This window comes from Nitrincola tapanii (genome assembly GCF_008368715.1).
GTDB classification, from domain to species: domain Bacteria; phylum Pseudomonadota; class Gammaproteobacteria; order Pseudomonadales; family Balneatricaceae; genus Nitrincola; species Nitrincola tapanii.
In genome coordinates this window covers 439,946-455,723 of record NZ_SMRS01000001.1, presented here as the reverse complement: position 1 = coordinate 455,723, position 15,778 = coordinate 439,946, and the positions used below count along the sequence as shown (strand labels likewise).

At 52.4% G+C, this 15,778-nt stretch carries 14 protein-coding genes; 6 read left to right on the top strand and 8 right to left on the bottom strand.

The features are described 5' to 3' along the window. Positions 1-170: 170 nt before the first annotated feature. Positions 171-3,218, bottom strand: a complete 3,048-nt coding sequence (locus tag E1H14_RS02285; RefSeq protein WP_149389818.1) for a bifunctional diguanylate cyclase/phosphodiesterase — start codon at positions 3,216-3,218, stop codon at positions 171-173. Between the two features lie 17 nt (positions 3,219-3,235). Then, complete coding sequence (locus E1H14_RS02280; RefSeq protein ID WP_149389817.1) at positions 3,236-4,837, bottom strand: response regulator; 1,602 nt, start codon at positions 4,835-4,837, stop codon at positions 3,236-3,238. A 277-nt stretch (positions 4,838-5,114) separates the two neighbouring features. Between E1H14_RS02280 and E1H14_RS02275 the strand changes: the two genes are divergently transcribed. Together E1H14_RS02275 and E1H14_RS02270 are read left to right on the top strand one after the other, a co-directional pair. Further along, on the top strand, positions 5,115-6,452 hold the full coding sequence (locus E1H14_RS02275) for an NAD(P)/FAD-dependent oxidoreductase (protein ID WP_149389816.1): 1,338 nt from the start codon (positions 5,115-5,117) through the stop codon (positions 6,450-6,452). 11 nt (positions 6,453-6,463) lie between these two features. After that, the gene (locus tag E1H14_RS02270) at positions 6,464-6,799 is read left to right on the top strand and encodes a hypothetical protein (RefSeq protein ID WP_149389815.1); all 336 of its coding nucleotides are present in this window, start codon (positions 6,464-6,466) and stop codon (positions 6,797-6,799) included. A gap of 113 nt (positions 6,800-6,912) precedes the next feature. On the opposite strand, the gene E1H14_RS02265 is transcribed toward E1H14_RS02270, so the two are convergent. From E1H14_RS02265 to E1H14_RS02255, 3 genes are read right to left on the bottom strand one after another with little or no spacing between them, the layout of a single operon-like run. Beyond that, complete coding sequence (locus E1H14_RS02265) at positions 6,913-7,491, bottom strand: DUF2889 domain-containing protein (RefSeq protein ID WP_149389814.1); 579 nt, start codon at positions 7,489-7,491, stop codon at positions 6,913-6,915. A gap of 10 nt (positions 7,492-7,501) precedes the next feature. Next, positions 7,502-8,080 (bottom strand): hypothetical protein, encoded by a 579-nt coding sequence (locus E1H14_RS02260; protein WP_149389813.1) that lies wholly within the window; start codon positions 8,078-8,080, stop codon positions 7,502-7,504. 24 nt (positions 8,081-8,104) lie between these two features. Further along, complete coding sequence (locus E1H14_RS02255; RefSeq protein WP_149389812.1) at positions 8,105-9,001, bottom strand: LysR family transcriptional regulator; 897 nt, start codon at positions 8,999-9,001, stop codon at positions 8,105-8,107. Positions 9,002-9,058: 57 nt separating this feature from the next. On the opposite strand from E1H14_RS02255, the gene E1H14_RS02250 reads away from it, so the two are divergent. The 4 genes from E1H14_RS02250 to E1H14_RS02235 all read left to right on the top strand — a co-directional run bounded on the left by E1H14_RS02250 (position 9,059) and on the right by E1H14_RS02235 (position 13,071). Next, positions 9,059-9,655, top strand: coding sequence for a cysteine hydrolase family protein (locus E1H14_RS02250; protein WP_149389811.1), 597 nt, complete (start codon positions 9,059-9,061; stop codon positions 9,653-9,655). Between the two features lie 181 nt (positions 9,656-9,836). Next, positions 9,837-11,555 carry a potassium/proton antiporter gene (locus E1H14_RS02245; protein WP_149389810.1) on the top strand — a complete coding sequence of 573 codons (1,719 nt, stop codon included), beginning with the start codon at positions 9,837-9,839 and terminating at the stop codon, positions 11,553-11,555. A gap of 8 nt (positions 11,556-11,563) precedes the next feature. Next, positions 11,564-12,070 (top strand): SixA phosphatase family protein, encoded by a 507-nt coding sequence (locus E1H14_RS02240; protein WP_235017359.1) that lies wholly within the window; start codon positions 11,564-11,566, stop codon positions 12,068-12,070. A 44-nt stretch (positions 12,071-12,114) separates the two neighbouring features. Further along, entirely contained in the window at positions 12,115-13,071 is a 957-nt protein-coding gene (locus E1H14_RS02235; RefSeq protein WP_149389809.1) for an AEC family transporter, read from the top strand. On the opposite strand, the gene moeB is transcribed toward E1H14_RS02235, so the two are convergent. Genes moeB through prfA form a run of 3 tightly spaced genes read right to left on the bottom strand, consistent with a single transcriptional unit; the run spans position 13,057 to position 15,765 of the window. After that, positions 13,057-13,854: a molybdopterin-synthase adenylyltransferase MoeB gene (moeB, locus tag E1H14_RS02230; RefSeq protein WP_149389808.1), complete on the bottom strand. Its 798-nt coding sequence runs from the start codon at positions 13,852-13,854 to the stop codon at positions 13,057-13,059. The two genes, E1H14_RS02235 and moeB, sit on opposite strands and share 15 nt — an antisense overlap. Next, positions 13,844-14,674, bottom strand: coding sequence for a peptide chain release factor N(5)-glutamine methyltransferase (gene prmC / locus E1H14_RS02225; protein ID WP_149389807.1), 831 nt, complete (start codon positions 14,672-14,674; stop codon positions 13,844-13,846). The genes moeB and prmC overlap by 11 nt, the downstream gene beginning before the upstream one ends. Continuing rightward, on the bottom strand, positions 14,671-15,765 hold the full coding sequence (gene prfA, locus E1H14_RS02220) for a peptide chain release factor 1 (protein ID WP_149389806.1): 1,095 nt from the start codon (positions 15,763-15,765) through the stop codon (positions 14,671-14,673). Before prfA ends, prmC begins: the two co-directional genes overlap by 4 nt. Positions 15,766-15,778 lie beyond the last annotated feature (13 nt).

The following is a 15,778-nucleotide window of genomic DNA, read 5'->3' as shown; positions in this document are numbered from 1 at the left end:
CTAGTCAAGTAACTATTACTCACCGTTACTCATTTTGAGTAACTAATCTACAAGTACGGGCTGTGGAATTGAGGGGTAACAGCCTGGGGGTATATTAAAAAAATAAAATCCAATAAATCTTATATATCAATATTTTACGCATTCTTTTCAGCCTCCAATGGAGGCCATGACTAACCCTCATCCCTCTTAGGCTGCAAGAAACGTACAAACTCTTCTGCGCTGACTGCCGGACTTTTTAAGTAACCTTGGAAATAATCACAGCCGAGGGAGCGCAACCATTCAAACTGCTCTTCTGTTTCCACCCCTTCCGCCAAGACTTTTAAACCAAGCGTATGCCCCATGGCAACGATGGTCGCGGCTATCTCACGATCATCCTGATTACTTTCGAGATCATCCACAAAACTCTTATCAATTTTGAGCACATCGATAGGGAAGGTTTTTAAATAGGCAAGAGAGGAGTAACCGGTGCCAAAATCATCTAGCGCCAAACTGACACCCAAAGCTTTTAACTCATCGAGAAGAGTTTCGGCCTCATCCTCCTGGCGCATTAAGGCGGATTCGGTCAATTCCAACTCCAGAAATTGAGCGGGATAACCGGTGCTCGCTAGCACCTCCTGGACCATGGCTAACACCTTGCCATGCCTAACCTGATAGGGTGACAAATTGACCGCCAAGGTCAGCGGTGCATAACCTTGCTGCTGCCAACGCAATCCTTGCTCACAGACCTGCTCTAACACCCAGTGACCTAAACGTAGAATCAAACCACTTTGCTCGGCGATAGGGATAAAGTGTGCGGGAGAAATCGCGCCTTGCTGGGGATCAAACCAACGCAACAAGGCTTCAGCACCGACCAGCTCACCTGTTTTTAGATCGATTTGTGGCTGATACACCACCTTTAACTCCTGCCGCTCAAGCGCCAGACGTAAACGTGCCTCTATTTCTAAGCGCTCACGCGAAGCGCGTGTTTGCTCATCACTGTAAAAGCAGACCTGCCCTCGTCCCGCTTCTTTAGCTTTATAGAGTGCGGTATCCGCTTGCCGCAGTAACTCCTCACCTCGGCGACCGCAATCTATATAACGACTGATCCCGACACAAGCACCGATACGAATCTCCATCCCCTCTGGCAGCAGAATTGGCGTCTGCAAAATCGCAATCAAATGTTTCGCCAAGCGCATCAAGTCTTGAGTTTCTGCCTCCAGCAACAAAGCAAACTCATCCCCACCTAAACGCGCCAAGGTCGCCGTTTCAGGTACTTCTCGCTGGAGAAGCTGTGCCACCTGACAAAGAAGTTGATCACCCGTTTCATGCCCGAAGGTGTCATTCACATCCTTGAAGCGATCTAAATCCAACATCAAAAGCGCTGTATTCGGATGAGCATGTGCCGCGATCTCATCTAAAACCTGTAGACGGTTATAGAGCCCAGTCAAACTATCGTGATGGGCAAGATAATCGAGACGCTGCTGGTTCTCCTTGCGCTGACTGATGTCACTGACCACACCTTCAACTGCTTGTATCTCACCTTGCTCATTACGCACCACCCTGGTGTGATCCTCAACCCAGATCACCTCACCCTGAGCGCAACAGATGCGGTACTCCTGGAAATACTCCTGAATCCCTTCCTGTTGCAGATAAGCCTCCACCTCCGCCGTGACGCGCTGCGCATCATCTGGATGCACAATATCGGCATAATTGAGCTGACCTGAAAGAAACTGTTCAACCTGATATCCCCAGCGCCGCACGTTTTGTGAGACATAACTGACGGGCCAAGTGTTAGAATCCAGCTCCCAGCGAAACAGCACCACCGGACTGGCCTCAATCACCCGCACCGCCGACTGCAAGGCTTTTCCCTGCTCCAAAAAGCGGATCGCAAACGCAATATCACTGGTCATCTCCAACAGCGTGGCCACGATATCCTGACTGAAAAAACAATCTTCATCCGCATACAGACTCAGAACCGCGTACACCCCTTCTTCAACCACGATAGGAAAACTGGCTGAGGACGCCACCTGCTGGTTTTGACAATAGGGACAATCTTGATTTAGGCGATCACAGATCACAGGTTGTAACTGAATGGCCGCAAGACTGACCGGATCCCGAGCCGAATCTGTTTCTATCTCAACACGCGCATAATGCTGACGAATAAACCCCTGATCTTGTCCTGCCTGGGCCACTGGATGCAGATGATTCTCCTCATCCAGACGACCGATCCAGGCAAATTTCAGCCCGCCGTAACGAATACAGATATCACAAATATCCTGAAAGAGCTTGGCTTCATGCGTGCTACGAATAATGGTTTGATTGGTTTGTGACAGGGTGTTGTAGAGATTACGCTGATGCAGCAGCTCCGCTTCGTGCGCCGCATGCCACTCCACTTCTTTGACCGCCGCTAACCAACGCTGACTTTGTCGCCAGACCAGATGGAGCGCACCACCCACCGCAACGGCGGTCGCCAGCGCCAGCAAAGCCACCCAGATGACTAACTGATAGACCGGCTGGTATATTTGAGCATAACTCTGCTCAGCCAACAGCCAGCCCTCATCACCTAAAGGCACCCAAGCACTGAGCTGCTTAGTTTCGGGCATCTCAAGATCTAACAGCAGCGGCCAGGTTTGCGTGTGCAGGAGGGATAAAGAAATAGGCAGATCGATGGCTGACAACTCACCGGTGGCATCCAAGCTCCACCAGCGCTCGTTTTGCCAGGTCACCCAGGTAAACTGTCCCTGCTGACTGGCGAGAGGCCAGAGTTCAAGATCCTGCTTCAGGGCTTGACGCTCAAGTGGCGACCACGCCAACACCTCAGATGTGCGACTAAGCTCATCTTCCCAATGCGCGCTCTTCAAAGTCACCAAGGCCGACAGCTGTTCACCCGCTTGCTGTAGCGCCAGCGGACGACTGAGCTGGATGGTTGAGACGGATAAGAGGGGCACCAAGAGCATCAAACCCATCGCAACCCAGAGAAAACTGCGCTTCATCGACTGAGATTGCTCAGCTCGGTTTTTTCTCGCCGTGACCCGCAGCACCAAATACAAAAGTGCCGAAGTGGTACAGACAAAAAAGATGCCCTTGAACATGCTCAAGGAGACCAGCGTACGACTGTCGCTGATCAGTCCACCCAAGAGATAATCCGAGGTCAAGATCCACAGCATGGCGAAAACAAAATAAGTCAACGCCACCCGTTCAGCACGCAACACTGGAGAATGCTTGGATGAATCAGACATACGCCTTCCTCCAGTGGTTAGCGCAATAGCAGCGCCAAGGAGCCTTTAGGTAAGGATTCAACCGGCTGTAATGACCAGTCCTGTAATTGCTGCAAGCGCTCACCTGCTTCGGGGCTCAAGGCCATCCGTGCGGTAAGCTGTAAAAAACGCTGTACCATTTTTAACCGATCGGCGCGCTTATCCGCATGATCTCGTGCCACTTCAAGATAAATTTGCGCCAAATTCAATAAGGCCAAGGCATTTGCAGGATTGTACTCAACCGCCATATTAAGATAACGCAAAGCCTGAGCGAACTTGCCGGCCAAATAATGTTGAGCCGCCAACCGATTCATCTTATCACTCATCGTCTGATCTTTCGGCATACCAACTGCCGCCGGCTCCTCTGCCACTGGCTCAAGGATCGGCACAGGATCTGCGGAGAGAATCAGGCCTTCACGGCGCAGATCGAGTGGCCTATCCAGCTGACGATTCAGCTGCTCAGCCTTACGCTGCATCTGCTCAGCTTCTACGCCATCCTGCAGATCCTCTGCCACCCGCGCACGCAACAGCGCACTGCGCACCTTCAACTCCGCATCCTTAGGGAAGGTGAACTCAGCATGATTCAACAACGTATCCAGATCGTTACGCAGTTCAATCTGACGCCCACTCGGGGCATCCTGCATCTCTAAACGCCGAATATTAGCCAGGCGTAGAAAAGGTTCTGGTGAGCGGTAACAGCTGCTGCGCCCGAGTTGGATCGAACGTTTGTACGCCCCCTCTGCCACCTGTAACTCCCGTGTTTGTGTCGCCACGCGGCCCAACTCTAACTGACGCGGGATGCCTAAGGGCGAACGCGCCGTCGCTTCCTGTAGCGCTTGCTGGGCAAGTTTTAACTCGCCCTTTTGTTCCCAAGCTTTAGACAAGAGATCCAAGGCGGGCACCAACAAAGGCCAGGTTTCTGTTAGAGACTGTAAAAGCTCGATCGCCTCATCCAGACGATTGAGCGCCAAGAGCGCTTCCGCCAAGACCAGGCCCGTATCCTTATCACTGGTGATCCAATAACGTGATTCGAGAATCTCAAAAGCTTCTTGAGCACGGCCCAATTGAATCAACAAACGCGCTTTAATACGTTGCGCTAAATCATAGCAAGGATCTTGAGCATTGATTTCATCACAAGCACGTAATGCGGCCAGCGCATCCTTTGCCTCTAAAGCGACATCAACCGGGCGCAACACCTGCTTACGCGCAATCAATGAATCGATGCGGTATTTCAGCTCTTCAGCACTAAAAGGTTTACTCAGGAGATAATCCGGATTGCTGTCAATCGCATGCAAGACAATCTCTTGCGAGGAATCGCTGGTCATAAAAATCCAGCCGGTGGTCGGGCGCATGTAACCCCGGTAACGCGCTTCTTCGAGCAACTGAATGCCGGTGATCTTGTCACGCGTATTGTGGCCCAGCAGAACGATGTCAAAGGGCTCATCACGCACCACATCCAGCACCCGCTCACTCAAGGTCATAGGGCGAATGTTCACGACCCCTAACTGGCGCAACATCTGTACGATGGTTGCACGCATATTGCCGCTGCTTTCCAGCAACAGGACCTGTTTGTCTGCATACGAAATTCTGCGAGGGTTCACGCTGCCCTGATTTCCTGTTCCGGCCAAGCGGGGGAGATGCGCCCTAGTATAACGAGCTTATTTCCTGGATGACCAGCACCTTAAGAAGGGGATTGTTTAAGAAGGCTCAAATCACAACCTGACTAAAGCCCGAACTGTTTATAACAAAAAAGAATATTTACTTTATACATTAGTTATATTTACTTTAGCTTAGGAAAAACTATACTCCCATGATCCGTCAGACCCGACCTTTAAGTCTCTGACGAGTCGATAAGAATGAAACCGGAGTCTCCCCCTTATGTCGAAACATACACCGGATTTGACGAATCTTCGTCGTCGCGATCTGCTTAAACTGGGTCTGGGTGCCGCAGCCGCGACCCCGCTGCTGGGCTTAGCCGGAAATGCAAGCGCAAACAGCATCTCTACCAATGCACACATCGTCATCAGCGGTGCCGGTGCCGGTGGTACGGCTATGGCCAACCGGTTATCGCGCAGCCTTAAGGGCGCGCGTATCACCGTCATTGATTCACGTGAAGAACATCATTACCAACCCGGCTGGACACTGGTCGCGTCTGGGGTTTGGAACAAAAATCAGACGATCAGCAAAACCGCTGAATGGTTGCCGGGTAGCGTGAACTGGGTACGTGCTCTGGTCACTGAATACGACCCTGAGAACAACCAGGTACGTCTGAATAATGGCGATAGCATCCAATATGACTACCTCATCGTGGCCTGCGGAGTGGAACTCCAGTATGACAAGATCGAAGGCATGGATGTGAATCTGATCGGCCAAGGCAAGGGGGTCGGTAGCGTCTACGCGAGCATCGATGCGGCGGACAAAACCAATCAAGAGATCGAGCGCTTCTTGGCAAAACGTCAAGGTACCGGCGTGTTTACCTTGGCACCTACGGCCATTAAATGTGCCGGCGCGCCCCTGAAAATGACCTTCACGACCCTTTCACGCATGGAAGATGCGGGCATTCGTGATGCGTTTGATATGCATTTCTTCACCCCAACCAATCGGGTGTTCAGCGTTGACTATTACAATGACTTTGTCAAAGCACGCTGGGAAGAGCAAGGCCTGACCCGCCACGACTTCCATACCTTGGTTGCACTGGATGCGGATCGTCGCGAAGCCACCTTCCGTTTACAGGACGGTGAAGAGGTTAAGCAGGATTACGACTTTATCCATGTTGTGCCGCACATGGCCGCCCCGAAAGCGGTACGTGAGAGCGAACTGATCTTTAAGGACGGTCCTTTTGCGGGCAACTGGATGGAAGTGGATCGTGAAACCCTCCAGCACCCTGTGTATAAAAATGTGTTTGGTATCGGTGATGTGATGGGCATGCCATTCAACAAAACCGCTGCCAGCGTCAAAAAGCAGGCGACGGTTCTTGAACCCAACCTCATTGCTCAGATTCAAGGCAAACCCTTACCTGAAAAACACAATGGTTACACCTCTTGCCCAATGATTACGGCAGTCGGTAAAGCGATGCTGGTCGAGTTTGGCTGGAATGCTGAACTTCTGCCCTCTTTCTCCTTCATTGATCCGAAAGAGGAATCCTGGGCGGTTTGGGTGATGAAAGATAAGATGCTGCAACCTGCTTACTACGCCATGCTTGAAGGCAAGATCTGAGGATAGACACTATGACACTTTCTGGAATTCTGACTGTTCTTTGGTTTGCTCTGAAGCCCTGGCTCTGGTTGATTATCCTGGCTTTAGTCGTGCTCGTGGCAGCACAACTGGCGGGACGTCGTAAAGGCTATCGCTGCCTGTCCACCCAAGGTCGCTTTGCCTGGATTTTCGGCCCAATACTTGGCTTGATCGCCTTCTTTGTTCTGCCGAGCTTTTTTAATTCGCAAATGGGCTATGTGCAGACCAGCATCGACTGGTTAGCACTGATCGGGGGCTCTTTAGCGGTCACTGTGTATGCACTGATGGTCTTGCGTCCACTCTGCCATCTGCGCAGCTGTAAACGTTGAGTTGAGCGCTGCAAGTTAAACCGCTGAATAGACTCAAAAGGCGCCCGGATCCTCGGGCGCCTTTTTTAGTTCTTTGGCTTTTTTTGATGCTTCAGCCGACCTAATCTAGGATTTTATCCCTCTTCACGACCTTTGCCACGAACGGCAGGTGGCTGCTCCGAATAATACTGGGGCTGATAGAGTTTGACGGCAGGGGAATTTTGCGCCCAGGTGTGGCAGGTATTAATCACCCCCTGCGAGCCGACATCCATATTATCCACTCCCTCATTCGGCCACAGCGCCTGAAAGGCGGTAGTCGCTAAAGGGCGCAGCAGATCATTCAGATGCGTACAACCTTGAATGGATCCTGTCAGCTCTGCCGCTTGGCGCAACCAGCCGGGCCCGATTCGTGTCCCTTCCAACAGCCGATAACGCTCAGCAATGCGCGGACACATTTTAAAGGGTGTGGAATCCATCACCGCTTCCACCGCATGAATCTTCATCTCTCGATCGATGGTCAAACGCATACTGATGTCATGGAAAGTTTCTCCGGCGGCGACAAAGCCTCCACGCTCAGGATTATTCACTGGATCGGTTTTGACATCCGTCATGCGTGCTTCGATATCCCACAGACCATCTTCGCGTTGAAAGGCATGGGAAAGTGTTTGACGGGTATGCAGGGTACGCCGACGTACCGGTTTTGACAGAGGCATCCTTGGCTCCTTAACGGTTGAGTAGATGATCAATACGACCTAAATAGGGACGCAAAGCATCTCGATCTGAAACAGGGACTTGCGAAAAGGCTTGGACGATCTGCATCGCCTGCTCAACCTGCAAACGCATCTCCGGCGGCAACATCGCTAACATTTGCGGATTCACACCCTGAAATTCAGATGCCATCGCAAATAACTGCGGGCTTTCCTGTTCCGCTTTTAACGCACCATACGCGAGGATAATCTGGTCACCAACCTCCGCCCAGCGCTCGGCGCTGGTAAAGCCGACCGCCGTGACGATGCCGGTCAGCTCAGCGTACTCCAGCGCGGCTTCTGTCTGCAAAAGCGCAACACCACGCTGATGCGGATTAAAGGCTTCACCTGCTTGGGGCACCACTTCCTGCAACCAGGCGTGATTGCGCCCTTCTTCCTCCATGCGCTGCCCCATCGCTTCGACCTTAGGCAGACTTTTAATATAGGCTTCGATGGCAACGGCGGACAGCCCCTCTTGTGCCCAAGCCGCTAGGGAGGTGAATCCCAAGATCAGACTTAAGACCAGCGAGCGCCCTAAACTTGAGGGTGTAAACATAGGTAATATTCCTTAGTACCAAGACTAAAGGCGCAATTCTAACAGTGTTTGCCGTTCGATCCACTCCAATACCGCATCTATTCTTGCCAGAGAGCGCCGCGCTGGATCACACACCCACCAGACCTCTCGTTTTGGACAGGCCTCTGACGTCTCGATCACAGACAGCTCTGGATAGAGTTTCAACATCCAAGTCGGCAACAATCCCCGCCCCACACCGGCTAACAACATTTGTAACCACGAGGATTCATCATTCACCGTCAAGAGCGCTGACTGGCCCGACATCTGTCGCGCTAACCATTTCGCTTCGGGCCGCTGAGCTAAGTCTCCGTTCAAACCTATCCAGGGCAAAGTGCTTGGCTCACAATCACGCCGCGCACAGGCTTGATATTGCATAAATCCAAGTGAGCGTGTCAGCAACCCCTCTTGCGTCGGGCGCGCCAGACGCAAGGCCAGATCGGCCTCACGACGCTGTAAGTTGAGGTTTTCGCGGCTGGATATAAAATTCACCTGCAACTCGGGATAGCGCGTGCGCAATTCCGGTAAAGCGGGAATTAATAAGTGATTGGCCAGCATCGGCGGGGCCGTAATCGTCACACAACCGCAAAGCCCCTGAGTTTCCTGATCCGCCCAATCGGCGGCACGGGTTAAGGCCAACTCAGCACTTTCCAACAAAGGCAATAAGGCCGTCACCGCATCACTTAACTGTAACCGCCCCTCTACTCGTTGCAGGAGAGCCATCCCCAACGCAGCCTCTAAACGTGTCACCGCACGACTAATCGTAGTATCGCTCACCTGTAGATGCCGTGCAGCAGCGGCTAAACTCCCGGCACGTACCAGCGCCATCAGATAGCGCAGATCATTCCAATTGAGTTCTCTGCTTTCTTGCGGTTGTGATCTGCTTTTTTGCGTCTGTGCGTTCATCTGACTTGCCTTTATTCTGAGTGTTCTTCTGCCCCTAACGCTTTTAAGGTGTATTTCATGACTCAAACAAAAACTCTATCTGACTACCTAGGTCTGCATCAGGACAGCGTGACACTGGCGAATGCCAATCTGGTGATCGTGGATGTACAAAATGAATACTTCAGCGGCGAACTGGCTCTACCTGAGGCCCAAACCTCCTTAGTGGTGATTCAGGATCTGCTACAACGCGCCCGTCAAGCTGGTACGCCGGTCTTTCACGTGCGTCACCTCGGATTAGACGGCAGCATCTTTGATCCGCAAGGACCGAGATCGGCGATTGTCGATGCGCTCACCCCTCTGTCCAATGAACCGGTTTTCAGCAAACAGCTGCCCAACAGCTTTACGGCTGAAGGTTTTGCTGAAGCCCTGAAAGCCAGCGGACGGCCGTATCTAATCGTAGTGGGTTACATGACGCACATGTGTATTAGCGCCACGGTGCGTTCTGCTCTGGATCATGGTTTTCTCTCCGTGGTGCCTGCCGATGCCACGGACACACGTGATCTACCCGATCCCTTGAGTGGTGAAGTCCTACCCGCCAAAGAGATCAAACGCCAGGCACTAACCGCTCTGCATGACCTCTACGCACGTGTCATCCCATCCGCTTCCAGCCTCTAATCACTCTGCCCTGTCTCTGCATCACTCGACCATAGTGCAAGTGATGCAGAGGCTCCGTACTTTAGTCGTAACTTTTCTCTGACATCCTGTATGATCTTCTTTGTGCGATAATCCTTTTGGGTAAGGCACACGTGCCTTTGCACCCAGCCAAGCATTTACAGACAAGAGATCAAAGCTGACGATGATTCTGACCCTATTTTTTGCCGCAGCGACGCTGGTCATCAGCATTCTGCTCAGCCCACTTTCCAATCGTATTGGGATGCCCGTCCTGCTGCTTTTTTTAGGTATCGGTATGCTAGTGGGTCAGAACAGCTATATTCCTTTACTCCCAACCGACACTGAAACCACCTTTCTGATCGGCCACCTCGCACTGGCCATCATCCTGCTGGATGGCGGCATGCGTACCCGCGCAGAAACCTTCCGCGTTGGCCTCAAACCGGCCATCACCCTCGCCACGATAGGTGTAGTAATCACTGCAGGAATCACCGGTCTAGCTGCGGTTTGGATTTTTGATTTACCTCTGCTGTACGGCCTCTTGATCGGCACCATCATCTCCTCAACGGATGCTGCAGCCGTTTTTGCACTCTTGCAAAACCATGGTTTACGCCTGAATCAACGCGTCAGCGCAACCCTGGAAATTGAATCCGGTAGCAATGATCCGATGGCCATCTTCTTAACCATCGTCTTACTGGAGCTGATCACACGCGACACCCCACCTCAGCTCTGGGATGCGCTTTGGTTGCTGATCAAACAAATTAGTCTTGGTGCGCTTGGGGGGCTGCTCGGGGGTTGGCTGCTTGCCAAACTGATTCAACGTGTGCACCTGCTGGCCGCTTTTTATCCACTCCTGGTGACAGCGGCAGGACTCACCGTTTTTGCGGGCACCTATCTGCTCGACGGCAGTGGTTTTCTGGCCATCTACCTGATGGGAGTCCTTGTCGGTAACCGTTGCCAGAAAAAGCTCAGCGACATCCTGCAAGTCCATGATGGCCTGGCCTGGCTCGCTCAGCTTTGCCTCTTCTTGATTCTCGGTTTAATGCTGGCACCCGAAGAGAAAATGGCCTATATCGGTGAAGGTTTGATGCTGGCTCTGGTGTTGATTCTGGTAGCACGACCTTTATCCGTCTTTCTGACACTTTGGCCCTTCGGCTTTCGTTGGCGTGAGCAACTCTTTATCGCCTGGGTCGGTTTACGCGGCGCGGTCCCCATCGTCCTAGCCATCTTCCCTCTGATGGCAGGCATTGATCAGGCACATCTTTTTCCAACAGTGGCGTTTATCGTTGTGGTCTTATCTTTGATAGTGCAAGGGGGCACTCTGGCACGCATGGCGCGTTGGCTCAAACTAGAGCTGCCCGCCGAGGCCAAACCTTTGCAGGAAATACCACTGGAGTGGGGTGGCGAGAAAGCGCATCAGCTGATGATTTTTGAGCTGGATGGCGAGCACTGGACGCCCCCCCGTACGCTGGAAGGCATCCGCCTCCCCCCCGACATTGTGATCAGTGCTCTGTTAAGAGACCATCAGCTCCTGCCTTATCATGCTCAAACTCAACTGCAACCTCAGGATCGCCTGGCGGTGATTGGCCCCATCGAGACACAAGCGCCCCTCGCAAAACTCTTCAGCTCGGCCGAGTCGATCCCGGCGCTCAAAGAAACCACCTTCTTTGGTCTTTTTGAACTGAATGCCAATATCACCCTCGCCGATTTGCAACAAGGTTTTGGTATACCAATTGAAGGGGAAGCACAGATATCCCTAGGCGATTACTTGGCACAAAATCTCCCCAACCATCCTGTCGTCGGTGATCGTGTGAAAGTAGGGCCGGTTACCCTGGTAGTCAAAGCTATCGAAGGAGATACCATCTTGCGTGTGGGTTTAAAACTTGCGAAAGCGGATAAGAATTGAGGAAGACTATGGATCACATCCTGCGCCAACTGATACTGGTTCGTCACGCTAAATCCAGTTGGAAAGACCCTGATTTGGCGGACTTCGACCGCCCGTTAAATCGCCGCGGACGCCAGAACCTGCCCGCCATGTGCGAGCGCGTACTACAGGCAGGCTTATTCCCGGATCAATTGATTTACAGCCCGGCTCGACGCACCCTACTCACCGCTCAGGCTCTCATCGGCGTACTGGATCTCCAGCCCACTCAGTCTCGCGCCGAGAAGAGCCTTTATGAATGCAGTGGCCAGCATCTGTTGCAGTTTCTCTCTGAGCAGCCAGACTCCAGCCATTCTCTGATGCTTGTCGGCCACAACCCAGGTCTCCAAGAGTTGGCCGAAATTCTATTAAAAGAGCGCTTAGAGGCCTTTCCGACTTCAGCCGTTCTCGCCCTCCAGTTGCCTCTGAATCATTGGGCTGAAATCAGTTCTGCTTCTGCTTCCATACAGCTTTTTGATTATCCGAAACTCCACCCTTAGCGTATGCTGCCTCTCCTCTGGATATGCCACCGAGGAGCGGCACCTTGAACCTCTATCTCGACACTCTGGCCTTCACTGCCAACATTGTCACCCCAATTTTTTTTATTGTCTTTTTGGGTTATCTACTCAAACGTCTAGGATTAATCGATCAAAATTTCGTGAATGTGAGCTCCAAGCTGGTATTCACCATCACCCTACCGGCACTGGTGTTCATGTCGATTGCCCAGATGGATTTTCATGCCGTCTTTAATCCAGGGCAGCTAATCTATGTGGTGATCGGCACTCTGGTGATTTATCTACTGATTTGGGTATTGGCTGCGCGCTGGATCAAAGCCGCCGAAGATTTAGGCGTGTTTATTCAAGGTGCTTTTCGGAGCAACTATGGCATTATTGGTTTAGCCGTCAGTTTTAACCTCTACGGTCAATCCGGTCTTGCTCAGGCATCCTTGTTACTGGCCTTGGTGATCCCTCTCTATAACACGCTCGCGATCATCTGTTTAACACTACCGATGCGCAGCCAGCAAGCGGTCAGCCTGGGTTCAACGCTGTTGGAGATTTTCAAAAACCCTTTAATTTTATCCGTCCTCCTAGCCCTACCCCTGTCTTATCTCAGCATTCCTTTACCCGAAGTTGTTTCAACGACTGGCCGCTATTTTGCCAACCTCACCCTGCCTTTAGCCCTCCTCGCGATTGGCGGCACATTGAATCTGAAAAGCTTACAGGACACCTCCGGACAGGCTTTCTGGGCGACCAGCACAAAACTGGTGTTTATGCCGGTGCTCCTAACGCTAGGTGCTTGGTTGAGTGGTTTTAGAGGACAAGAATTGACGGTGATGATGGTGCTATTTGCTTGCCCCACGGCGGCAGCGAGTTTTGTGATGGCCAAGTCGATGGGAGGGAATGCCGCGCTTGCCGCCAACATCGTCCTGACCACTACACTCGGCTCTGTCCTCACCCTCAGTTCCGGGATCTATCTAATGCGCCTTTTAGACATCGTTTAATCCACCCGAGTACTCAGTCTCAGCCAGTTTGCCTTGCTGGCGCTGAAGGCAAACCGGGCAAGCCGGATCTTGACGTAGCGTCATTTCCCGCCAACGTAGACTCGCCCCTTCCAGGAGAAGTAAGCGTCCAGCCAAGCTCTCGCCAATACCGGCTAGAAGCTTCACCGCTTCCAAGGCTTGCACGGTTCCTATCACGCCCACCAGAGGCGCTAGGACTCCCGACTCAGAACAGGTCATCGCTTGATCATCGCCTTCTGGATATAAGCATTGATAACAGGGTGTATGCGCCTGACGGAAATCGTAAACACTGACCTGGCCATTCAAACCAATGGCGGCACCCGACACCCAAGGTACTTGCGCTTGGGCACAGGCTCGATTCAGCGCAAAGCGGATGGCAAAGTTATCGGTACAATCCACCACCAGATCCAGATTCTGCAACAGCTGCTGCAGACGCGCTTCATCCAAACGCTCACGCAGCGGATGTAAAGTCACTCCTGGGTTTAACGCCTGCAGACTCTGCATCGCAGAATCCACCTTGCTTTCCCCGATACGCTGCGCTGTGTGTAGAATTTGCCGCTGCAAATTACTTAAATCCACAACATCATCATCGGCTAACCAGAGCTGGCCGACACCTGCGGCCGCGAGATAAAGTGCAACGGGGCTCCCCAGACCACCCAAGCCCAAAATCAGCACGCGGCTGGCCAGCAAGCGTTCCTGACCTTCCACATCCATTTCGGGCAAAAGGAGGTGACGACTGTAACGCAATAACTCTTCATCCCGCATAAAGCCCTCCACTGATACGCTCTCGACCCGCCCAGTCTTGCGCACTAAAGACTTCCTGATAACCCAAAGCCAACAAAAGTGTTCGCACTTGAGCAGCCTGCTGCCAGCCATGCTCAAGCAGCAACCGTCCTCCGGGTCGTAAATACTCAGGTGCTTGCTCAGCCAGTTCACGAATATCCGCCAATCCCTGTTCCGGTGCCACAAGTGCCGACAGAGGTTCAAAACGTACATCCCCCTGCTGTAAATGCGGATCTTCGGCATCTATATAGGGGGGATTACTCAAAATCAGATCAAACTTTCCTGTTAAGGCCTGACACCAGGAGCCCAAGCAAAATTCGATCTGCTGCGTGAGCTGCAAACGTTCGGCATTACGCTGCGCCAGCGCCAAGGCTTCGGGAATTCGATCGCTGGCGCACAAGGACCAGCTCGGGCGCTCGCTGGCAAGCGCTAAGGCAATCGCGCCCGTACCTGTCCCCAAATCCGCAACACGATAGGGGCGCGCATCATAATGCGCCAATACCCACTCAACCAGTGTTTCTGTATCGGGACGCGGGATCAGAGTGGCCGACGAGACTTCCAAGTCCAGCGTCCAGAAGGAGGCTTTACCTAACAGGTAAGCGATGGGCTCTCCCGCTTGCCGCCTGCACAAAAGCTGTTGATAGGCCTGAATCTGGGCCGGCGTTAACACCCGTTCTGGCCAGGTAAAGAGATAACTGCGTTCTTGCTCTAACACCGCACTGAGCAAGAGCTCCGCATCTAAACGTGGAGATTCCGAGGTTTCCAGCGTTGCACTCAGCGCTAAGGCTTCCGCAAGCGTCATGCGTCACTCTCATCACTCAGCGCACCCAGTTGTTCAGCCTGATACTCCTGTCGCAGAGGCAGAATGACCGCATCCAAATCCCCTTGCATCACCTCGGTGAGTTTATACAGGGTGAGGTTGATACGATGATCTGTCACGCGGCCTTGGGGAAAATTATAGGTGCGAATACGCTCAGAACGATCACCGCTGCCCACCAAGGATTTACGGGTACTGGCTTGAGCCGACTGAATCCGCTCCTGCTCAGCTTGCTGTAAACGTGAAACCAGTAGCGCCATCGCTTTCGCCCGGTTCTTATGCTGGGAGCGCTCCTCCTGACACTCCACCACCAATCCACTAGGCAGGTGAGTGATCCGTATTGCCGAATCTGTTTTATTGACGTGCTGCCCACCAGCACCCGAGGCGCGATAGGTATCAATACGCAGATCCGCTTTATTGATGGCCACCTCAGCACTTTCATCTAACTCAGGCAGGATCGCCACCGTACAGGCAGAGGTGTGAATACGCCCTTGCGACTCAGTTTCTGGAACCCGCTGAACCCGGTGAGCGCCCGATTCAAATTTCAGATGCGCATAGACTTCATCACCGGCAATGCGTGAAATGATCTCTTTAAAGCCACCATGCTCACCCTCATTGGCACTGATCACCTCAACACGCCAACCTTTCAGTTCTGCATAACGGGAGTACATACGGAAAAGATCACCGGCAAAAATCGCCGCTTCATCTCCACCGGTTCCCGCTCGCACCTCTAGAAAGACGTTGCGTCGATCATTCGGATCCTTGGGTAAAAGCAAGAGTTGCAAGGAGGCTTGTAAACGTGCGATCTCTGCCTCGGCCGCAACCATCTCCTCTTGTGCCAAATCGCGCATTTCGGCATCCGCATCCGCGCTTAACAACTGAGCCGCTTGCCAATCTTCCTCGGCTTGTTGATAAGCATGAAACTCCTGCACCAGAGGTTCCAATTCCGCATACTCAACAGAGTAAGCACGAAAGCGATTCTGATCCGCAATGACTTCAGCTTCACTCAGCAGAGCAGCCAATTCAGCAAAGCGGTCAGAAAGGTGTTCTAAGCGATCACGCAAACGGGTTTTCATTGTTTTGAATGTC